The sequence below is a fragment of the Geobacillus genomosp. 3 genome, assembly GCF_000445995.2.
GTDB lineage: Bacteria > Bacillota > Bacilli > Bacillales > Anoxybacillaceae > Geobacillus.
In genome coordinates this window covers 1,927,483-1,949,059 of the sequence record NC_022080.4, presented here as the reverse complement: position 1 = coordinate 1,949,059, position 21,577 = coordinate 1,927,483, and the positions used below count along the sequence as shown (strand labels likewise).

22 protein-coding genes are annotated in these 21,577 nt (G+C 50.9%); 18 read left to right on the top strand and 4 right to left on the bottom strand.

Annotated features, from left to right (window positions below):
- Window positions 1-2 precede the first annotated feature (2 nt).
- Window positions 3-1,316: an ABC transporter substrate-binding protein gene (locus M493_RS09590; RefSeq protein ID WP_020960132.1), complete on the top strand. Its 1,314-nt coding sequence runs from the start codon at window positions 3-5 to the stop codon at window positions 1,314-1,316.
- Window positions 1,317-1,547: 231 nt separating this feature from the next.
- Here M493_RS09590 and M493_RS18505 read toward each other — a convergent pair whose 3' ends face one another.
- On the bottom strand, window positions 1,548-1,802 hold the full coding sequence (locus M493_RS18505) for a hypothetical protein (RefSeq protein ID WP_020960131.1): 255 nt from the start codon (window positions 1,800-1,802) through the stop codon (window positions 1,548-1,550).
- Window positions 1,803-2,038: 236 nt separating this feature from the next.
- On the opposite strand from M493_RS18505, the gene M493_RS09580 reads away from it, so the two are divergent.
- From M493_RS09580 to M493_RS09505, 17 genes are all read left to right on the top strand, one after another.
- On the top strand, window positions 2,039-3,190 hold the full coding sequence (locus tag M493_RS09580; RefSeq protein ID WP_023817644.1) for a CapA family protein: 1,152 nt from the start codon (window positions 2,039-2,041) through the stop codon (window positions 3,188-3,190).
- Between the two features lie 368 nt (window positions 3,191-3,558).
- Window positions 3,559-3,876: a hypothetical protein gene (locus tag M493_RS09575; RefSeq protein WP_020960128.1), complete on the top strand. Its 318-nt coding sequence runs from the start codon at window positions 3,559-3,561 to the stop codon at window positions 3,874-3,876.
- Between the two features lie 148 nt (window positions 3,877-4,024).
- A complete protein-coding gene (locus M493_RS09570) occupies window positions 4,025-5,515 on the top strand; it encodes an alkaline phosphatase family protein (protein ID WP_023817642.1) in 1,491 nt (496 codons plus the stop codon).
- Between the two features lie 248 nt (window positions 5,516-5,763).
- Window positions 5,764-5,970 (top strand): hypothetical protein, encoded by a 207-nt coding sequence (locus M493_RS19105; protein ID WP_071990881.1) that lies wholly within the window; start codon window positions 5,764-5,766, stop codon window positions 5,968-5,970.
- Entirely contained in the window at window positions 5,936-7,417 is a 1,482-nt protein-coding gene (locus M493_RS09565; RefSeq protein WP_020960126.1) for an aldehyde dehydrogenase family protein, read from the top strand. The genes M493_RS19105 and M493_RS09565 overlap by 35 nt, the downstream gene beginning before the upstream one ends.
- Window positions 7,418-7,461: 44 nt before the next feature.
- The gene (locus M493_RS09560; RefSeq protein WP_020960125.1) at window positions 7,462-8,262 is read left to right on the top strand and encodes an enoyl-CoA hydratase/isomerase family protein; all 801 of its coding nucleotides are present in this window, start codon (window positions 7,462-7,464) and stop codon (window positions 8,260-8,262) included.
- A gap of 129 nt (window positions 8,263-8,391) precedes the next feature.
- Complete coding sequence (locus M493_RS09555; protein WP_020960123.1) at window positions 8,392-9,267, top strand: PaaX family transcriptional regulator C-terminal domain-containing protein; 876 nt, start codon at window positions 8,392-8,394, stop codon at window positions 9,265-9,267.
- 68 nt (window positions 9,268-9,335) lie between these two features.
- Complete coding sequence (locus tag M493_RS09550; RefSeq protein ID WP_020960122.1) at window positions 9,336-10,310, top strand: MBL fold metallo-hydrolase; 975 nt, start codon at window positions 9,336-9,338, stop codon at window positions 10,308-10,310.
- 308 nt (window positions 10,311-10,618) lie between these two features.
- The gene (locus M493_RS09545) at window positions 10,619-11,554 is read left to right on the top strand and encodes a Phenylacetic acid catabolic protein (protein ID WP_020960120.1); all 936 of its coding nucleotides are present in this window, start codon (window positions 10,619-10,621) and stop codon (window positions 11,552-11,554) included.
- Window positions 11,554-11,874: a metal-sulfur cluster assembly factor gene (locus tag M493_RS09540; RefSeq protein ID WP_020960119.1), complete on the top strand. Its 321-nt coding sequence runs from the start codon at window positions 11,554-11,556 to the stop codon at window positions 11,872-11,874. Before M493_RS09545 ends, M493_RS09540 begins: the two co-directional genes overlap by 1 nt.
- Entirely contained in the window at window positions 11,871-12,086 is a 216-nt protein-coding gene (locus M493_RS09535) for a hypothetical protein (RefSeq protein WP_020960118.1), read from the top strand. The genes M493_RS09540 and M493_RS09535 overlap by 4 nt, the downstream gene beginning before the upstream one ends.
- 17 nt (window positions 12,087-12,103) lie before the next feature.
- Window positions 12,104-12,748, top strand: coding sequence for a Phenylacetic acid catabolic protein (locus tag M493_RS09530; protein WP_020960117.1), 645 nt, complete (start codon window positions 12,104-12,106; stop codon window positions 12,746-12,748).
- A 153-nt stretch (window positions 12,749-12,901) separates the two neighbouring features.
- A complete protein-coding gene (locus tag M493_RS09525) occupies window positions 12,902-13,699 on the top strand; it encodes an enoyl-CoA hydratase/isomerase family protein (RefSeq protein ID WP_020960116.1) in 798 nt (265 codons plus the stop codon).
- 112 nt (window positions 13,700-13,811) lie between these two features.
- On the top strand, window positions 13,812-15,401 hold the full coding sequence (locus M493_RS09520) for a benzoate-CoA ligase family protein (protein WP_020960115.1): 1,590 nt from the start codon (window positions 13,812-13,814) through the stop codon (window positions 15,399-15,401).
- Window positions 15,402-15,421: 20 nt separating this feature from the next.
- Window positions 15,422-15,871 carry an acyl-CoA thioesterase gene (locus M493_RS09515; RefSeq protein ID WP_020960114.1) on the top strand — a complete coding sequence of 150 codons (450 nt, stop codon included), beginning with the start codon at window positions 15,422-15,424 and terminating at the stop codon, window positions 15,869-15,871.
- Between the two features lie 76 nt (window positions 15,872-15,947).
- Window positions 15,948-17,726, top strand: a complete 1,779-nt coding sequence (locus M493_RS09510; protein ID WP_020960113.1) for an adenine deaminase C-terminal domain-containing protein — start codon at window positions 15,948-15,950, stop codon at window positions 17,724-17,726.
- Window positions 17,727-17,937: 211 nt separating this feature from the next.
- Entirely contained in the window at window positions 17,938-18,915 is a 978-nt protein-coding gene (locus M493_RS09505; protein WP_041267928.1) for a bile acid:sodium symporter family protein, read from the top strand.
- 170 nt (window positions 18,916-19,085) lie between these two features.
- Here M493_RS09505 and M493_RS09500 read toward each other — a convergent pair whose 3' ends face one another.
- The 3 genes from M493_RS09500 to M493_RS09490 all read right to left on the bottom strand — a co-directional run bounded on the left by M493_RS09500 (window position 19,086) and on the right by M493_RS09490 (window position 21,541).
- Window positions 19,086-19,904, bottom strand: a complete 819-nt coding sequence (locus M493_RS09500; protein WP_020960111.1) for a rhamnogalacturonan acetylesterase — start codon at window positions 19,902-19,904, stop codon at window positions 19,086-19,088.
- An 85-nt stretch (window positions 19,905-19,989) separates the two neighbouring features.
- Window positions 19,990-20,400: a CBO0543 family protein gene (locus tag M493_RS09495; RefSeq protein WP_020960110.1), complete on the bottom strand. Its 411-nt coding sequence runs from the start codon at window positions 20,398-20,400 to the stop codon at window positions 19,990-19,992.
- On the bottom strand, window positions 20,390-21,541 hold the full coding sequence (locus M493_RS09490) for a DUF2515 domain-containing protein (RefSeq protein ID WP_020960109.1): 1,152 nt from the start codon (window positions 21,539-21,541) through the stop codon (window positions 20,390-20,392). Before M493_RS09490 ends, M493_RS09495 begins: the two co-directional genes overlap by 11 nt.
- Window positions 21,542-21,577: the final 36 nt, after the last annotated feature.

The following is a 21,577-nucleotide window of genomic DNA, read 5'->3' as shown; positions in this document are numbered from 1 at the left end:
AGATGAGAAAGAGTTGGGCCGGTGTTTTGTTTTTCGTGCTTATTTGGATTGTGGCGGGATGTTCAAGTGAACATGCTGGTCAGGCGGCGGAAGGCAAAACGGAAGTGGTGTTTTGGCACTCGATGAGCGGGGATTTGCAAACAGTGCTGAACGATATTGTAGCGGATTTTAACCAAACTCACCCGGAGATTGAGGTAAAGCCGGTATTTCAAGGCACGTATGAAGAAGCGTTGACGAAATGGAATGCGGTGGCAGGGACGAAAGATGCGCCAACGATCATGCAGACGTTTGAAGTCGGGACAAAGCACATGATTGACAGCGGAAAGATTACCCCGGTGCAAACGTGGATCGAGAAAGACAAGTACGATGTTTCGCAATGGGAGAAAAACATTGTCAATTATTATACGGTGAACGGGCAGATTTACTCGATGCCCTTTAACTCCTCCACCCCCGTGCTGATTTATAATAAGGATGCGTTCCGTGAAGCGGGGCTTGATCCGGAAAAGCCGCCGTTAACCTATAGCGAGTTGAAAGAAGCGGCGAAAAAGCTGACGAAGAAGAAAGGAAAGGAGACAGAACGGTACGGATTCTCCATTTTGAACTACGGATGGTTTTTTGAGGAAATGGTGGCCGTACAAGGAGGGCTGTATGTAAACAACAACAACGGCCGGAGCGGTGATGCGACGAAAGCAGTATTTAATGGAGAACAGGGGAAACGTGTCTTTGAGTTGATTCGGGACATGTACGAAGACGGTACATTTTACAACGCCGGCCAAAATTGGGACGATATGCGTGCTGCTTTCCAAGCAGGAAAAATCGCGATGTATTTGGATTCATCGGCTGGTGTAAAAACGTTGGTGAACAGCTCGCCGTTTGATGTTGGTGTTTCGTATTTGCCTGTTCCGGACGACGTCGAGCGTCAAGGTGTCGTGATCGGCGGCGCTTCGCTTTGGATGATGAAAGGAAGCAGTGAAGAGGAACAAAAAGCGGCGTGGGAGTTCATGAAATACTTGACGACGGCTCCGGTCCAGGCCGAATGGCATGTACGTACAGGCTATTTTGCCATCAACCCGGCTGCGTACGAGGAACCGAGGGTGAAAGAAGAATGGGAGAAGTATCCACAGCTCAAAGTAACGGTGGATCAGTTGCATGAAACGAAGCCTACCCCCGCTACTCAAGGAGCGCTCATAGCCGTCTTCCCTGAATCGAGACAGCATGTCGTGAAAGCGATGGAACGGTTGTATGAAGGAGTGGATCCGCAAGAAGCGCTTGATCAGGCAGCGACGGAGACAAGCAAAGCGTTGCGTGCGCGGTGAGAGCATAGGGAAATCGAATACTCCCCTGTGGCGGGGATGAAGCAGGGTGTCCTCAAAACAACAGGACACCCTCATGGCTGTGAACTACCCACCCCCTACACTTCGCTTAGAGGTGGGGGCTTCAAGCGACTTGTGTGTGTTCGCCGAACGGTAAGCCACACACAAGAACTCTTTACGCTTCCCTTCGTTCCGAAGGTGTCCGTTCTCGCCATATTCGATCCTATTCGTTGGCTAACGCCAACCGACATTCATCTCCCACTTTCCCTTCGCTTCGAAGTGGGAGACTTTTTTCGGAAAGATGTTAAAAATGTTGAGACGCTCCGAGAGGAATTGATGAGCGATTTTATTCCGCCTTCTCACCGTTTGGAGTTTCTGCTTCATGGCATCCATGTTTTGCTTAACGGTTTTCATGTCTTGCTTCATGACGGTCATGTTCTCGACTAAGCCTTGGACAAGCGCGGTCGATTGGTGTAAAGGCTCTTCCATTACGAAACTCCTTTCTATGCAAAACGGTGTTCATGAGGGGCGTTTCGACGAAAAAGAAGGCTTTCAAGATGAGAAAGTTGGAAAGAAACGCCTGCCCATTGATTTTATCATGGCTGGATGAGGCCATCATTCTAAAATTCAAAGAAACGAAAAGGGATAAATGGGGGAGATGTTGAATATATCGATAGCGGAAATGTTTTGATCTTGAAGAAAGTAGATTGATAGGAGAAACAAACATGAATGCACGGGGCAAGAGGAGAAATGCAGCGCTTGTGTGTATGATGTCCATCTGTTTATTTTCATGCAGCAACGCGGCTGATCGCGGCGTCGAGGAAGTGCTGGCGGCACCAACCGAACTGGCGGGGCAAACAATCGAGCATCCACCGCTGCCGAGTCCTGTCGACAAAGCGGCGGTGGCGCGGGCAGCAGCAAAAGCGGCGGCGCCAAGTGAGGTGCGCATCGTCGTAAGCGCGGCAGGCGATGTGACGCTCGGGCGCGATGAGAACTACGGCTATGTGTACTCGTTTGATGACGAAGCGAGGAAGCATGGTTTGCGCTATTTTACAAAATACATTGAGCCGATCTTCCAAAAGGACGATTTTACGACCGTCAATTTGGAAACGACGTTGACGACCTCGACGCGCAAGGCGAGCAAGAAGTTTCGTTTCCGCGGTCACCCGAGTTATGCGAAAGTGTTAACGTACGGGGGCATCGATGCTGTAAACTTGGCCAATAATCATACATACGATTACTTGCAGCAGGGATATAACGACACGATTGCCAATCTTAAAAAAGAACATATCGGGTATTTCGGCCGCACCCTTCGGCTGTTGAAAACGGTGAAAGGAATCCAAATCGGGGCGCTTGGTTATGAGGGATGGAGCAACACGAACACATTGCGCAAGCAAATCGTCAATGACATCCGCACGCTACGGAAGCAAGGAGCCGATCTTGTTCTCATCCATTTCCACTGGGGAGTGGAACGGAGTTATGTGCCTAACAGCACGCAAAAGGCGCTCGGCCGCTTTGCGATCGACAGCGGCGCTGATTTGGTTGTCGGCCATCACCCGCACGTTGTGCAAGGGATCGAGGAGTATAAAGGCAAGTTTATTGTCTACAGTTTAGGGAATTTTATGTTTGGCGGAAACAAAAACCCGAGCGACAAAGATACGTTTGTCTTCCAGCAAGTGTTTTCTTTTCAAAACGGCAAGCGGACGGCGAAAAAACAAATCCGCATCATCCCGTTCCGCATTTCGTCAGTTACGACAAGAAACAACTACCAACCAATGCCGCTAACAGGCCGGGAAGCAACCCGGGTGAAAAGCAAAATTATTTCGCTGTCGGCGAAAGTGAAGAAGCCGACATGGACGGCGTACGAGGTCAAATGAAAAAGGGAGGGTGTCTCGCAAGGGCGGGACACCTTTTCTTCTTGATGGAGGGAACTATGTTGTATTTTCCGGAAAAGGTTGGCGGCTTGATGACGAAGTAACCCAAAACCGGCTTTTCTGCTAGCAAACGCCGGTGTTTCAACAAAAACAATCGTTTTTTTTTTTGCTGTTCCCTTAAGGAAAACGCCTTTTTGGGCCATCCCTTCACCCGTTTTAGACTTTGCGGAACTATAGATGTTCATGCATCTTCCGCTTTTAACTTTTTTGGCAGCAAGTCTTCGGGCGCTAACGTTTTCCACGTATGACTTTCCCTTCACAACGTATATTAACCGTTGAACAAAAGCCGTTAGGCGAAGGAGGTGTGTCGAATGAATCGTCTGTTTCAATTGTTTCGCGTCCAGCGCAACCGCAGCTTTTGGAATTCATGGTTGGCGCTTACCGGACGGCGAAGAAACAACGGCGCCATCTGGACGCTTGTCAGCTTAGGCGTAGGTGCGGCGGCCGCCGCGATGGTCGGCGCTAGAAGAAGACCGCGCATAGGGCGGATGACGACGGGGCCGATGCAAAATATGATTCGCGGTCTAAACCGTTGGATGGGACGGCAAATGGGAACGACGCGGGTTGCTCCGGCGGAGTTTGCGGAAGAAATAACTCCCCGGCGGCCGGGTGGCCAAGGGAACCAATAATCGTTTTAGGTGGGTTGGCAGCACGGCAGTTGCCGGCCCGCTTTTTGTTTCATGTGCCCGCCTTGTGTTTTGATCATGCATAATTGGCCAAACTAACGCTGTAGGAATGCATTTTCCGCCGGAAAGTATAGGGAAAGGGGGATCAAGGGTGCCAAAACGGGTTATAATGCTGATTATTGATTCATTAATGTATCCTGCCCTAGAGAAAGCGGTGGGCGAAGGAATAGCCCCAGCTTTTCAATTTTTCATGGAAAAAGGGACCGTATACCCGAACGTGGTGACTTCGTTTCCGACGATGTCGGTCACGGTCGACAGTTCGCTTTTGACCGGAACGTATGCGGACGTTCATCGGGTGCCCGGACTTGTTTGGTTTCATGACGAAGAGAAGCGGCTTATCAACTATGGAAGCCATGTACGGGAGTTACGAAAACTCGGTCTTTTGCGGGCACTCAATGATATTTTCTATCGTTTGAACAACGAACATTTAAGCGGAAACATCGCTACGGTCCATGAGGAGCTGGCGGCCAGGGGGATCGAGACCGCTTCCATCAACATGCTTTTGTATCGCGGAAACACGGCCCACCCGCTCCGTTTGCCGGCGCTGCTTTCTTTGTTCAGGCCATTTCGCGGCGGACGAAAAACGCAAGGCCCCCATCTGTTTACATACGGATCGTTTGTGCGGCTCGGCCCATCGAAACAAAGCGGCCACTTTTGGCAAAAGTACGGATTTAACAACCGCTTTTCCGCTCAAGAGCTCGTTCACCTCATTCGGACGGATCGCCTGCCGCCTTTTACCATTGTCTATTTTCCGGATATGGACAAAATGGTCCATAAACACGGGCCGCTGGATACAAAAGGCATCGCCCAAACAGACAAGCAACTGCAAGCCATCTTAAACAGTTATCCGAGTTGGGAGGAAGCGCTCCGTGGCCATCATTGGATTATCATGGGCGATAACGGGCAGGCACCGGTTCGCGCCGACCGAAACAAAGCGCTCATCGACTTGCGCCGGCTGTTTCACTCATATAAAGTGATGGCATTAAAACATGGGGTGCAACAAGGCGATGAGCTCGTGCTGGCGGTGAATGAACGCATGGCTTTTATTTATACGCTTGATTTGCAGCGGGCCCCATTAGCGAAGCTTGCCGAGGTGCTGCAGCAAGATGAGCGGATTGATGTCATCGCTTGGCTGGAAGGGGATAAGGCGCACGTCATTTCAGGCGTTCGGAGTGGAACGCTTATTTTCCGTCCCGGCGGAACACAGGCCGATGAATATGGACAGTGCTGGGATATCCAAGGAGAGCTTGGCGTGCTCGATTTGGCGACTAATGGGGGGCGTCTTTCATACGGCGACTATCCGGACGCGTTGGCCCGGCTGTACAGTTCCTTGACATCACACCGCGGGACTTTTTTGATTGCCAGTGCCGCCCCAGGGTTTGAATTTATCGGTGAAGGGTCGCCGACCCATGTAGGCGGAGCAAGCCATGGCGCGCTGCACCGCCACGATTCACTCGTGCCGATGATCGTCACAGGAACGAAGTCAGCGCCAAAGCATTTGCGTGTCATTGATCTGAAGGAATGGATTTTGTCGTTGCTCGAGGAGGAAACCGGGTATGAAAAAGGCGAAGCGAATGTGTGAAAACCGGATGCCGCAAACAAAATAAACGAACGGAGGAAAGGTGAAGGAGACGGCGTATAGTTCCGTCTCTTTTTTATTAAAAGAAAGCCATAGCGAACCGAAACGGATAGATGAAGAATCGATAACAAGTAGTATAAATTTTCGTTTTTTTCAGTTTAATGATTGACAAAGGGTTACTATTTTAATAGTATTATGTTAAACGGACGATATTAAATAAAACATAATAAGATTAAAGAGGTGTCTGACGGATGCCGGCACGTAAGGAGGTACGCTGTTCATTTTGCGGTTCGGCGAATGTAGCGCCGCTCTCAATGTTTGGAACCGCTCAGCTTGTTTCGCAATATTATTGCCATCAATGCAAAAGTGTGTTTGAGCGGGTAAGATGGAGAAACGATGCCAACAAGGAAGGAGAGACTATCGATGAAGATCAAGAAGCATTATCCGCTGTTTATTAACGGCCAGTATGTCGAAAGCAGCAACGGCGAAGTGTTTGAGACGGTCAATCCGGCGACAGAAGAAGTGATTGCGACGGTCGCCAAGGCGACGAAAGAGGATGTCGACCGGGCTGTCGAAGCGGCGCGTGCAGCGTTTGAATCAGGAAAATGGCCGAAAATGACGGCGGCGAAACGGGCGCGCTTGCTTAATCAAATCGCGAATCTCATGAGGGAGCGGTTCGATGATTTAGTGTACGCTGAAGTGCTCAACAGCGGCAAAACGGTGGACGCGGCGAAAGGGCAAATTATGCAGGCCATTGAGGATTTTGAATTTTACGCAGCCGCGGCGATTACGCTGCAAGGGGATACGAACCAAGTCCCGAACGGGTTTTTCAACTATACGGTCAAAGAGCCGGTCGGCGTCTGCGGCCAAATCATCCCGTGGAACTATCCGCTGATGATGGCCGCTTGGAAGGTGGCGCCAGCCTTGGCGGCAGGGTGTACGGTTGTGTTAAAGCCAGCAAGTTATACGCCGATCACGGCTTATATGCTGGCGGAAATTTGCCATGAGGCCGGAGTGCCGGAGGGCGTCGTCAATGTGATTACGGGAAGCGGTTCCGAGATCGGGCCGTATATGACCGAACACCCGGGCATTGATAAAGTGGCGTTCACCGGGGAGACGGAAACGGGCAAAGACATTATGCGGCGCGCTTCGGGGACGTTGAAACGGGTAACGCTGGAATTAGGTGGGAAATCGCCGAACATCGTGTTTGACGACTGCGACATAGAAGCAGCGGTCAACGGTTCGCTTTACGGTATTTTTTACAATACCGGACAGTCGTGTGAAGCCCGCTCGCGGCTATTTGTACACGAAGCGATTTACGATGAATTCATGGAAAAATTTATCGAAAAGGCTTCCCGCGTCCGCGTCGGCAACCCGTTTGAAAAAGGGGTACATATGGGGGCGGTCATTTCGCGAAGCCACCAACAAGTGATCGACGGCTATGTGAAGCTGGCGGTGGAGGAGGGTGGCGAAGTTTTGTACGGCGGAAAAATTCCGGAAGGCGAAGAGTTCGCGAAAGGCTACTGGTATATGCCGACGGTAATCGGCAATGTCAAAAATGAAATGCGGGTGGCACAGGAAGAGATTTTCGGGCCGGTCGTTGTCGTGATGAAATTCCGCGATGAGGAAGAAGTTATCCGGCAGGCGAACGATACGATTTTTGGGTTAGGATCGGCCGTATGGACGAAAGACCACGGAAAAGCCCATCGTGTTGCTTCACGCATCCGGGCCGGGATCGTCATGGTCAACTCGCCAATTTCCGCCTTCCCGGGCACGCCGTTTGGCGGGTACAAACAGTCAGGATTTGGCCGTGAGCTGGCGCTTGAAACATTGAATTTGTACACTGAGACGAAAAGCGTCGTCTCGTATATCGGCAGCAAGCCGTTGAATTTATTCGGGATTTAAAGTTCATTCCTATAAAACAATAATGACGATTTGGAGGGATTAAGATGGCGAATGCTGTAACAGTGGAGAAACAATATTTAACGGTGGTTAAAGAAGAGGGGATTGCAGAAATCCACTTGCACATCAACAAATCAAACTCGTACGACTTGGAGTTTTATAAAGAGTTCAACGCAGCGATCGATGACATCCGCTTCGATCCGGACATCAAAGTCGTCATTCTCATGAGCGATGTGCCGAAGTTTTTCTCGGCTGGGGCGGACATCAACTTTTTGCGGTCGGCCGACCCGCGGTTCAAAACGCAATTTTGCCTGTTCTGCAACGAGACGCTTGATAAGATCGCCCGCTCGCCGCAAGTGTACATCGCTTGCTTAGAAGGGCATACGGTCGGCGGCGGCTTGGAGATGGCGTTGGCGTGCGATTTGCGGTTTATGGGCGACGAAGCCGGAAAAATCGGGCTGCCGGAAGTGACGCTTGGCGTGTTGGCGGGAACGGGTGGAACGCAGCGGTTGGCTCGCTTGGTCGGCTATTCGCGGGCGCTGGATATGAACATCACAGGGGAAACGATCACGCCGCAAGAGGCGCTTGACATCGGGCTGGTGAACCGGGTGTTCCCGCAGGCGGAAACGAGAGAACGGACGCGGGAGTATGCGCGCAAACTCGTGAACAGCGCGACGTATGCGATTTCGAACATCAAGTTGTCGATCATGAACGGGAAAGAAATGCCGTTGAATGTGGCGATTCGCTACGAAGGCGAGCTGCAAAACTTGTTGTTCCGCTCGGAAGATGCGAAAGAAGGGTTGAGCGCCTTTTTGGAAAAACGCCAACCAAATTGGAAAGGGATTTAATGCACTTTTTATGCATATCGGCCAATTTGGCCGATATGTTTTTATGCAAAAAATCATTTCAAGAATTGAAAAAGAGAGGGGAAATGTACCATAATAAAAGAAAAATTTGAAAAAGATAGGTGTGTTGCAATGAAGCCAAGGGCACTCATGTTTACGCTATTTGGGGAATATATTCAACATTATGGGAATGAAGTATGGATCGGAAGTCTGATCCAAATGATGTCCCACTTCGGCATTTCCGAGTCGTCCATTCGCGGGGCGGCGCTACGGATGGTGCAGCAGGAGTTTTTTGAGGTGCGGAAGATCGGCAATAATAGCTATTACTCCTTGACGCCAAAAGGAAAGCGGACGATGATGGACGGATTCACCCGCGTTTATTCGCTGCGGAACTATAAGTGGGATGGCCGTTGGCGTGTGTTAACGTATTCCGTTCCGGAGGAAAAGCGGGAGTTGCGCAGCCAAATCCGCAAAGAATTGAGTTTAATGGGGTTTGGTCTTATTTCCCACGGAACGTGGGCGAGTCCGAACCCGATTGAACCGCAAGTCATGGAATGGATTAAAGATTATCATTTGGAGCCGTATGTCATGTTGTTTACGGCCGACTCCATTGTGTCGCACAGCAACGAGCAAATTATCGAGCGCGGCTGGGATTTTGCCCATATCGCTAAAGAGTATGACCAGTTTATTGAAACGTACGGACGAAAGTATGAGGAGTTTCAAAAGCGGGCTTGGAACAATGAGCTGACCGACCGCGAATGTTTCATTGAACGGACGAGGCTCGTGCATGAGTATCGAAGCTTTTTCTTTATTGACCCAGGCTTTCCGCATGATTTATTGCCGGACGACTGGAGCGGGACGAGAGCGCGTGAGCTGTTTTTCAATGTCCATCAGCTTCTAGCTATTCCTGCCATCCGTTATTTCGAGACATTGTTTGAGCCTGCTCCGGACCGCGAGGAGACGTTTAATCGGGATAAAGCGATCAATCCGTTCATGGAGATGATTTAGGACATTTTAGTCTGTACATATGCCCGTTTATAATGAAAAGGGCAAAGAGCAAGGGGGAGGAGAAAGAGATGGCACATACGGAAATTGAAGCGGTGGGAAATGGGGTGTATCGCGTTCCGATTCCCGTTCCGTTTCCGATGAAATATGTGTATTGTTATGTATGTCAAGAAGCGGATGGGTGGAGTTTGGTCGACGTCGGATTTCGTTGTCCTGAGGCCATGCGCGCTTGGGAAGCGGTGTTCCGGCAATTAGGGATCAAGCCGCGGCACGTTCGCGCCATTTATATCACCCATTTCCACCCTGACCATTTTGGTCTTGCCGGTTGGATGCAGCAGCAGACGGAAGCGCCGATATGGATCAGCGAACCGGATTATGCGATGGCCGAACGGGTGTGGGGGGAAGAGAGCTCCCAAGCGAGCGAAATCGCTGCACTATTTCGCCGCCATGGCGTTCCGGATGAACTTGTGTCGGAAATCGAAGAGAACATGTGGAAACTGTCATTGCGCGTCAGCCCGTTTCCGGTGTTGACGGTTTTAGATAGCCGCGAAATTGTGCTAGGGCAGCAGCGCTGGACGGTCATCCCGGTTCCGGGACATAGTGATGGGCTTGTGAGTTTTTATCAGCCGGAATCGCGTCAACTGATCGTCTCTGATCACGTGCTGGACCACATTACTCCGAACATTAGTGTATGGCCGGGCGCCCACCCGAATCCGTTGGAGCAATATTTCGCTTCTTTGCGTAAAGTGGAGGAGCTGGATGTTCACGTTGCCCTGCCCGCCCATGGCGCAGTAATTCGTCAATTTCGTGAGCGGATTGGCGATATTTTCCGCCATCATGAACAACGGTTACAAAAGATGAAAGCGCTGACAGATAAAGGGCGAACCGCCTATGAAGTGGCTGATCTTGTGTTCGGCCATAAGTCGTTGACGGCCCACCAATGGCGGTTTGCAGTGGCGGAAACGTTAGCGCACTTAGAATATTTACGATCCACCGGTCAAGTTCAACAAGACGAGCATCACGGTGTGATCGTGTATGTATCATGACGAATAGCCAGCTGTGCAAGCAGCTGGGCTTTTTTTTTTGCCTTATGAAACAGCAGGGGGGATTGTTGCGCAGTTTTTTAGTTGCATGAAAAATGTACGGACGGAAAATAAACATTGCATGTTTCGAAAGACGACTGGCGAAGATGAACCAAAGAAGGTGGGCAAAACATTTAGAAAATCTAAGGTTATTAAGGTAAAAAATAATTTTCAGATTTTTTGTATTTTTAAGTTGACAATGAGCTTTATAGTGTATTAATATTATGCTTAGAATACGGTAGTTAAAAAAACGTAATAAAGAGGGTGAGGAAATGGATCAAGCTACATTGCTGAAAGAAAAAGTGCAAAGTGGATTTATCGTCGAAGGAATCGAGGATATGAATGAGGAGTATTTAACAGCATTGAAACAGACGTTGACGATCGTCGGCGATACCGAACTGTTAAGCGTCCCGCCGCTGTTGACTGTGTATGATCAAGCACCGACGCTCAACAGTAAAATTACGGCGTTGGCCATCATGCAAGATGAAATCGGCCATGCCCACATCGCTTACCGGTTGTTGAAAGATTTAGGCGAGGATGTCGACCAACTGCTTTATGAACGGGAAGCGCACCGCTGGAAAAACCCGTACGCCTTTGACTTTGAACTATCGAACTGGATTGAACTTGGTGTCTTTAATGCGTTTTTTGACCGGGCAGGCTACACGCTCCTCGGCGATGCGTTTGAACATACGTCCTACGGACCGTGGAAGCGGGCGCTCGTGAAAGTGGATAAAGAAGAGCTGTTCCACCTTCGCAACGGTGAGATTATTATGAGAACCGCTATGCAAGATCCGAATTTGCGTGAAGAAGTACAAAAAGCAGTCGATTGGATGTTTTTAATGGCGCTTGAATTTTTCGGGGTTGAGGACCGGCTGAAAAGCCGCTCGGCACAGCTTGAATACCGATTAAAAGGACGGACGAACGATGAGCTGCGGCAAAAATGGCTGTCCACCGCCGTTCCGTTCTGCGAATCGATCGGTGTTAAAGTGCCGGCCCACTACGACGAAGAGCAGCAAAAATATGTTCTTGATGTCCCGTTCCCGTGCAAATTTGACCCAGTGAATAAAAAATGGCTGTTCGACCAGCCGGATACGTGGGACAACGTCATCCAACGGTTTAAGCAGAGAGGTCCGAGAAATAAAGAGTTTGTTGCCCGGATTCAAAAAGGAGCCAAAGAGCTTGAGCAATTGCGAAAGGAAGCGGTGTAATGAGCAAGCAAGGCACCGAAAAATATTGGCAGGCACTGAAGGAAGTGATGGATCCGGAATTTCCGATCAGCGTCGTCGACATGGGGCTTATTTACGATATTGAAAAAAAAGGCGACGAACTCGAGGTCACGATGACGTATACAGCCGTCTCGTGCGCCTGTATGGAATGGATCGAGCAAGATATCCGCAACCGTCTGCTTAAGGAAGAAGAGATTCGCGATGTGCATATTCACGTCGTCTGGGATCCGCCTTGGACGGTTGACCGGATCAGCTTGGAAGGACGTGAAAAATTGAAATATTGGGGGGTGAGTTCAACATGACAGCGGCCCAACATCGGAAAACGTTTGATATTTTCGCCCGTGTAAAGCGGGGCGACCAATTGGCCCATATTGGCACGGTGGAAGCGGAAAACGAGGAGTTGGCAAAAGTGTATGCTTCCTATACGTACGATGAGGAAGACTGGGTGGAAATGGTCGTTGTCGACCGCAGCGAACTCGTTTGGGTGAGAAAACCAAAATGGCTATTTGCCTAGAAAGGGGAGAGGGCGTAATGGAACAGATGCAGCCTAGTGTACATTCGCTTGTTGAGCTGCTTGAAACGATCGCTGATAATAAATACGTTCTTGGCGACCGTCTTGTTGAGGTCGGGATCAGCGGCCCGAATTTGGAAGCGACATTGGCAGCGATCGCGATGGCCCAAGGCGAATTGGGGCACGCACGCTTGCTGTACAACTGGTGTTTTGATTTACGCGGGTTAAAAGGAAAAAAACCAGAGATTTACGGACAATCTGGAAAGGCGATGTCAAGCGCAGTAAACGTTCACAACTGGATCACGCTCATCGCCGCCTTATATACGGTCAACACGGCGATTGATGCCATCTTGCAGTCAGCGTTACAGGCGAACCATCCAGCTGTTGTTTCGAAAATTCAAAAATTGGTTCGTGAACAACAAGACCATATTGCTTATGCCAAAAACTGGGCTCAGCAGCTAATTCATGATCAAGGCGCTGTCCCCCGCCATTTCCGCCAAGCGTTGAACGCTGCGGCGAATGAAGTGGCTGTTTGGTTAAAAGATGTTGAGACGAAGGAAGAGCTTCAGCGAGAAGGGTATTTGCCGAACGGAGTCCAGCTCGTTGAACGCTTGCAACAGGAATTGAAAGCGGTTGCCGCTGAACCATTTGTTCAGTTGAAATAAGGAAGACATAACAGGAGGTGAGAAACAAACAAACGTGAAACGAGCTGTACTTTCTATGTTTTCGGAATGGCAAAAGCGGAAATGAACTTTCAAAAACGGGTTATTGGGAAGTTGCCTGCATCACATCAAAATATCGGGAAGGAGAATGAGAGAATGGTAGCTGTAGAAACGAAAAAACAATACTTAACTGTCGTCAAAGAAGAGGGGATTGCAGAAATCCACTTGCACATCAACAAATCAAACTCGTACGACCTGGAGTTTTATAAAGAGTTCAACGCAGCGATCGATGACATCCGCTTCGATCCGGACATCAAAGTCGTCATTCTCATGAGCGATGTGCCGAAGTTTTTCTCGGCCGGGGCGGACATCAACTTTTTGCGGTCGGCCGACCCGCGGTTCAAAACGCAATTTTGCCTGTTCTGCAACGAGACGCTTGATAAGATCGCCCGCTCGCCGCAAGTGTACATCGCTTGCTTAGAAGGGCATACGGTCGGCGGCGGCTTGGAGATGGCGTTGGCGTGCGATTTGCGGTTTATGGGCGACGAAGCCGGAAAAATCGGGCTGCCGGAAGTGACGCTTGGCGTGTTGGCGGGAACGGGTGGAACGCAGCGGTTGGCTCGCTTGGTCGGCTATTCGCGGGCGCTGGATATGAACATCACAGGGGAAACGATCACGCCGCAAGAGGCGCTTGACATCGGGCTGGTGAACCGGGTGTTCCCGCAGGCGGAAACGAGAGAACGGACGCGGGAGTATGCGCGCAAACTCGTGAACAGCGCGACGTATGCGATTTCGAACATCAAGTTGTCGATCATGAACGGGAAAGAAATGCCGTTGAATGTGGCGATTCGCTACGAAGGCGAGCTGCAAAACTTGTTGTTCCGCTCGGAAGATGCGAAAGAAGGGTTGAGCGCCTTTTTGGAAAAACGCCAACCAAATTGGAAAGGGATTTAAGCGCTGTTGTGATGAAGCCCTTGAAATGGGAAGCCGGTTCATCCATTTCCAAGGGCTTCCTCATGCACATTCATCAGGCAGTCCAATTTTGATAGAAATGGGATGGTGAGCGATGGAATTGCGCGGGTTCGGAAGGCTGTACAATGCGGCGGGGCTGTTTATTGATCATAACGTTCATAGCGGATTAGGGGATAAAACGGCGATTTATTACCGCGATGAGCAAATTACGTACCAAACATTGCAAGAAAAAGTAAACCAGACTGGCAATATGTTGCGGGCGCTTGGCTATAGGATGGAAGATCGTCTGATTATGGTTTGTCATGACACGCCGGAGTTTATTTACACGTTTTTCGGCGCCATCAAAATTGGGGCGGTGCCGATTCCGGTCAATACGATGATGCAACCGTCGGATTACGAATACTTTTTAAATAACAGCCGGGCGAAAGGGTTGGTCATTCACGAAGATTTGTGGGTGCGGCTGGAGCCGGTTCGGGAGCGGTTTATGTTTTTAGAGCATGTAATTGTTATAAGTGAAAACGCTAACAAGTCTTTGGATGGAACGCTCTCATTCCACCGGTTGCTTGACCGTGCTGATAAAGAGCTCACAGCGGCTCCGACGAATCGGGATGACGCCGCATTTTGGCTGTTCAGTTCAGGAAGCACCGGAGATCCAAAAGGGGTCATCCATTTGCAACACGATATGGAATATGCGCTGAACACTTACGCGAGACAAGTGCTTGAAATCAACGAACAGGACCGCTGTCTGTCGGCGTCGAAGCTTTATTTTGCCTACGGCCTTGGCGGGGGCATGTACTTTCCGCTAGGCGTTGGCGCCTCAACCGTGCTCGTAAAAGAACGCCCGCTGCCGGAAACGATGTTTCAGGCGATTGAGACGTACAAGCCGACGATCTTTTTCGGTGTGCCGACATTGTATGGTGCTATGATTGATTATGTAGAAAAAACAGGGCGGCGCTTTGATGTCAGTTCATTGCGCATTTGTGTGTCCGCCGGTGAGGCGTTGCCGCCATCTTTTTATCATAAATGGAAGCAGTTGTTTGGTGTTGACATTTTAGACGGCATCGGTTCGACCGAAGCGTTGCACATTTTCATTTCCAACCGCATCGGCGCTGTCAAACCGGGCAGTTCCGGAAAAGCGGTTCCAGGTTACGATGTAAAGATCATCGACGTACAAGGGAATGAACTGCCGCCGAATGAAGTTGGGGACTTAATTATCCGCGGCGACTCGGTCGCTCACGGATATTGGAACCTTCATGAGCAAAACAAGCGAAAGTTCGTCGGTGAATGGTTGTATATCGGCGATAAGTATTACCGTGACGAGGAAGGGTATTACTGGTATTGCGGGCGTTCCGATGATATGTTGAAAGTCGGCGGCATTTGGGTTTCGCCGATTGAAATTGAAAACTGTCTATTGCAGCATGAGGATGTGTTGGAAGTCGCCGTCGTCGGTGTGGAAAACGGGAAGGGCTTGACCGTTCCAAAGGCGTTTGTTGTTCTAAAAGACGGAGTAACACCATCAGCAAATAAGGAAGAAGAACTGAAACAGTTTACGAAGCAACATCTGGCCCACTATAAATACCCACGCATCATTGAATTTATTGACGAACTCCCGAAAACAGCTACAGGAAAAATCCAGCGTTTTAAATTGCGGCAATTGTTGGAGTATCAGAACACGAATAAATGAAGCGAGAGGAACGATCGGCCATGAAACGGAATGAATTTCAAGTTCGTGTCAATTTTGGTGATACCGATGCGGCCGGCATCGTCTATTATCCGAATTATTTTAAATGGTTCGATATCGCCGGACACCAATTTTTCCGCAGCATCGGATTGCCGCCGGCAAAACTGATGAAAGAACAAAACATTATCCTTCCGCTTCTTGATGTCGGCTGTACGTTTGAGCGCCCGTTATATTATGATGACATTATTACGATTAAAACCGCGGTAGAGGAAGTAAACCGCAAAACGATTAAGCTGCGCCATGAAGTGTTTCGCGGAGAAGTAAGAACCGGCTACGGCTTTGAGTTAAGGGGATGGGTGAAAGAAGAAAATGGGCGCATTTTTGCGGTGCCCATTCCAGATGATGTCCGTCAGCTGCTTGAAGAAGAGGGTATAGGGGAGTGCGCCTATATCAACCCGTTGCTAAATGCCTAATGGGTGCCAAAAGCCAAGTTCGCATCGTTGCGTCTTGGCTTATCGTTGCTATAAAGCTGCGAAAGGGGGAAGTTTTTTGATTCGAACAGCGAAGCGAACGGAACTGATCGAAGTGGCGCAAGGACGCCGTCCGGCCGATATTGTCGTAAAAGGCGGAACGGTTGTCAATGTCTATTCAGGGGAATTTTTGCGCCAAAATGTCGCGATTTATCAGGATGCGATCGCCTATGTTGGGGAAAAAGATGTCGCAGTTGATGAGCATACTGTTGTGATTGAGGCAGAAGGGATGTATGTGTCCCCCGGATTCATTGAGCCGCATGCCCATCCATGGGTGCTTTACAATCCCGTCAGCGTGACGGCGAAAGTGTTGCCGCTTGGTACGACGACAACGGTCAATGACAACTTGTTTTTTTATTTGCACTTTGGCGCCGATGGATTCCGGCAGCTCGTTGAAGACTTGCGGACGTTGCCGGGCAACTTTTTTTGGCTCGTCCGGCTGGTGTCGCAAGCCGATTTTCCTGGCGAACGCGACTGGTTTGATCCGCAAGCTATCCAACAGCTGCTTCAGATGGACGAAGTCGTCGGAACGGCGGAAGTGACGAGATGGCCGCTATTGTACCAAGGGGATCCGTTTTTAATTGATACGGTTGAAATGGCGAAACGCGCCGGAAAAGTGGTCGATGGTCATACGGCCGGATGTTCGTATGAAAAATTGAACAGTATTGCCGCAAGCGGCGTCAGCGCCTGTCATGAAGCCATCACCGCTGAAGAAGCGCTCCACCGGCTGCGGCTTGGCCTATGGACGACGCTCCGTCATAGTTCGCTCCGTCCTGATTTTCCGGAGATTATCCGCCTCATTACGGAGAAACAGGTTAACACACAGCGGATTACCATGACAGTAGACGGCCCACACCCAGGTTTCATTGAGCGGGAAGGGTTTGTCGACGGATTGGTCCGCAAGGCGGTGGAGCTTGGTGTGCCGCCGATGACCGCCCTGCAAATGGCGACGATCAATGCGGCGACGTATTTGCGGTTAGATGATGACATCGGCGGCATCGCCCCTGGCAAACTGGCTGACGTTCTTCTGCTTCCGGATTTGGTCACGTTCAAGCCGTCGCTTGTCATTTCCAAAGGAAGCATTGTTGCCCGTGACGGCAAGCTGTTGGCGCCGTTGCCTGAAATCGACTGGAATCGATACGTATCGAAAAAACCGTTTTTATTTGCGAAAGAATGGCTCGATGACGAGCGGTTATACCGTTATCCGCATCCGAAGCCGGAGAAGCCGGTGCCGGTTGCGTATTTTAAAAGCAATGTCATTACAGAGCGGAAAGATGTGGATCTTCCGTCTGTTGACGGCTATGCGGATCTTTCCTCCCATCCGGGGCTGTTGTATGCCGCGCTGATTGCCCGCGACGGCCAATGGGTGTCCAAAGCGATTTTGGAGCGGTTTGCCGTTGACATCGATGGCATGGCGTCCACCTATAACACAACGACTGAGTTGCTTGTCATCGGTCGGAATCCGAAGGCGATGAAGGCGGCAGCGAAAAAAGTGTATGAGATGGGGGGCGGAGTGGTTGTTATGGACGGCGGCAAGACGGTGACAGAAATTCCGCTGCCGTTTACCGGTATGATGACGACCGACCATTCGTTTGATACAGCCGTCCGTTTCCATGATCAGTTGTTGGCGGTGTTGCAGGAGCGAGGCTTTCCGTTCCACGATATTTTGTATACACTCTTGTTTTTAACGTGCGACTTTTTGCCGGGTCTTCGTCTGACCCCGTACGGTTTATACGATGTCAAACGGAACGATATTGTATTGCCAGCTGAACGGGTCGGGGAAAAAGTCGCAAAGTAAGCAACAGCACATGCGGCCGCTGTCCATTGTCCACCGCCGGTTTCATCTGCCTTTGGCGAGAACCCTTACTTCAACGGCCAACGGAAGCAAGTGAGGGAGGAATCGCTGAAAATAAGTCATTCCAATCTGACGATGACCATGTATAATAAAAAGATGTAGGTGAATTGAAGGTGATGGTCACCGCTCATGACTGGATTTGGAGATGAAACCGATGTGGCAATCGATCAATCGCCGGCTTGAAAAAGCGTTGCCGCTTCTGACGCCGGCGAGCGTGGCGGTCGGCATATGGCTGTCGGAAGAGTTGCATACGTATGGTGCACTTGTGCCGTGGCTGTTTGCGTTTATGACGTTTAGCGGCAGTTTGCGGCTGCGGTTGGCTGATTTGAAAGAGGCGCTCACCCATCCGGGACCGATTGCGGCGGCGTTGTGCCTGCTTCACCTCATCATCCCGCTTTGGGCGTTCGGACTTGGGCATTTGTTTTTCGGCCACGACCAGCTAACCGTGATCGGCTTTGTGTTGGCGGCGGCCATTCCGACCGGGGTGACGAGCTTTATTTGGGTGTCGCTCGGCCGGGGGAATTTAGCGCTTGCCCTTTCTGTCATTTTGATTGATACGTTTTTATCGCCTGTTGTTGTGCCGCTGACGTTGCTGTTGTTCGCGCGAAGTGCGGTCGAGATCGATGTTTGGCAAATGGTGCTCGGGTTGTTTTTTATGATTATTTTGCCGTCGCTCGGCGGAATGCTGGTCAGCGAGCGGCTGTCCGGCTCGGCGAATGAACGGCTGGCAGGGAGATTGGCGCCGCTTTCCAAACTGGCGCTCATGCTCGTGGTTATGGTCAATAGCGCGGTCGTCGCCCCGTATTTTGGCCATGCCGACGTTCGGTTGTTTTTCATGGCTTTTCTCGTCTTCGTGATTGCGGGCTCCGGTTATTTCCTTTCTTGGATGGCAGCTCGTTGGCTGAAATTTGCCCCGCCGGACATCATCGCGTTGACGTTTACCGGCGGTATGCGCAACATCAGCGCCGGCGCGGTGCTGGCGATCACTTACTTTCCGCCGCCGGTGAGCGTGCCGGTTGTGCTCGGCATGTTGTTTCAACAAGTGCTCGCGTCCTTATACCATCGGCTGTTGGGAAAAACATACCATTCAGCCGCAAGCAGCAAGACGCCGTATGCCGGAAGTGCCCGGTAGACGGAAAAGGCAAGCGGTACGCCGGCTATCGGATAGTGCCCACCGGAAAGAGCCGCCCGTCCTAAAGTGGACCGGGCGGGGACGAGAAAAGCAAACAGGACGCTGCCGGCCCCATCGTTTCACGGATGGGCGATCGACTTGCTGCGGCGAGGGAACGGGACTCCGCCCGCTTAGCGGCTTTGCGCATGTTCTCGTTCCGGTGAACGGATGAGGTGGCGGCGAAGAGGAAGGTCAAGTTCGACAATTCCTTCCACGACGAGCCGGGCGATTTCTTTCGCCCCCCGTCGGTGAAAGTGGGTGTTGTCGTTGATGCCGTTCGGGTAATGGGGATGTTCGCCCGGCTCAAGCCATAAAAACCACCGTTTCGTCCGTTCCGGACCGAGCTGTTCAAACCGCTGTTTGCTTTTCGCCGTCAAATCGATAACCGGCACGTGCTCTTGTTTCCCCAACGCTTTCATGGCGGCAGGATACAGTCCGTGGGAATCGAGCGCCTGCCCGTCGGCGGAAAAGCGCCGCCGCTCGACCGGGGTGATGAGGACAGGGGTCGCCCCTTTGGCGCGGGCGCCGTCAATATACTGTTTTAAATACGCTTGATAGGTGGTGAACGGCTCGGTGTGGCGCACCGGGTCGTTCACCTTTTCATCGTTATGGCCGAACTGGATGAACAAGTAATCCCCTTTTTTCATCTCATGCAACAGGCGGGCCAACCGCCCTTCCTCGACAAAGCTTTTCGCACTGCGGCCGGAAGCGGCCATATTTTTCACCATGACGTTGTCATCAAACCAATCGTCGAGCATTTCGCCCCATCCGGCCCGGGGAGCGCGGGAGCGGGGGGCGGCGGCCACGGTCGAATCGCCGGCTAAATAGATGACGATGGCCGTTTCTCGTCTTGTTTTGGCTGCGTCTCCGTCTGTTGCTGTCCTGGCCATTAGAACGGCGCCGATGGCGATGATGACGGAGCACACGAAAACAGCTTGTTTTCCTTTCAATCAAGTTCCTCCTACTCGACAACAGTTCGTCCTAATGTCAGTCAACGGCTCGATTCGTTGTTATCGTGGCTCATCAGCCGCCTGTTTATGCGCTTCCATGTCCGTCAATCCGTTGAAATTGGCGATGAAAGTTCCAAATCATTGTGAGAAATACGCCATAACCAGCGAGAGAATACAAATGACTCCATGAAGAGTTGTGAACAAACAGGCCGTACGCTTCTGCTTTCATTTCGAATGCCATCATCAACAGAGCCAACGTGATGATCAAGCCAATGCGCCCAAACCGGCCAAGCCGCTCCATAAAGGCAAGAAAGAAGACGGCGCCAAGCGGAAGAACGACGGCCGTAAAGAAAATATCGATTGAAAAGACGGAGGGAAAGGGCCGTTTCGGGAATGTATACAGCCCTTTTCCGACCAAATACAAATCCAAATATGTCCCCGCCCAAGACGCGAGCAGCGCTGAAGCCACGTAGGCGCGTCGGCGGCTAGCGCGCATGAAAGAAAGCGTGTTTGGCGATGATCGCCAGCTCCATTTTTTCGAGCGTTTCACAATAGGCATTTACAATCTCTCCATTCGTCGGTCGTTCCGGTTTTACAAGGTAGCGGACAACGTGCGGGTCGGTAAACCAATCGCCAGGTTCGGCTGCTTCATGGACGACGTTTTTCCATGCGTGACGGAGCTGCGGACTGTACAGGCGCGGGGCGCCAGGGACTATTTGGCAATCGCGGATGCGGCGGCGGTACGGCTCCCGTGGAAACGATTCGCACACGTCGTTAAACAGCTGCGGCCAATAGTCTTTGCGTGAGCCGGTGTGCGGATGATGCACCGCCCAACGCACAGCGTTTTCCAATGTTTCTTCCTCGTCAAACAAAATCGAGTACAGCCGTTTGCCAAGCAAAATGCGCTCGTGGAGCGACTCAAACTGATGGAGTGTTTGGCCGACTAAGGCGGTGCCGCCCCGGCCGTCGTCATGCGGAAACAAAATATGGTTTAAACAGAGCAGCTCCTGCAGCTTGAACTCCAACGTCTGAAAGACTGTTTGCCGAAAAGTAGGGTGTTGAATGACGCGGGACTCCAAATAGCTTTGTTCGTTAACGACTAAGGCGATGGCCAACATGTATGGGTCGCCGCGGCGCCAAAAATGGTGCCATACCGTTTCCATAAACGTTGAGACGCCAAGCCACGGCAATAAATAAAATAACGGCTCTCCCCGCTTTTTGCTTTCCTCATACAACAAAAACTGCGGATAAATGTCTTGAAAAATGAGCCAATTGCCGCGCTCCAAAAAGGCGAAAAACGACTGCCGCTCGCCCTCTGACAGCAGCCGCATAAGCAGCTCTCCTTTTAAATCGGTCATATTCCAGCCGCCGTTGCGCGATACCATATGTCCTAAAAACGCCCAGTGGATTTCGCGATGGCGCAAGTAAAACGCAAGGTAAGCCGCTGTCCGGGTGACATTGTTTTCGTTTTGTTCCGCGGTCACCGCCCGGATGCGGCGGATGAGCTGCTGCTCTTTGGCTGTCAGATCGCGTTGTGATATCGTTGTTGCTTCTTTTTTTCTCTTTTTCTTCAGCTCTCGATAAAGATCAACGAGAGAAAGGGGAAGGGATGAGGTTTTTGGTTTTCGGCAGCGCATGATGAATCCCCCTTTTTGGCGCATCGTGGGCTTGCG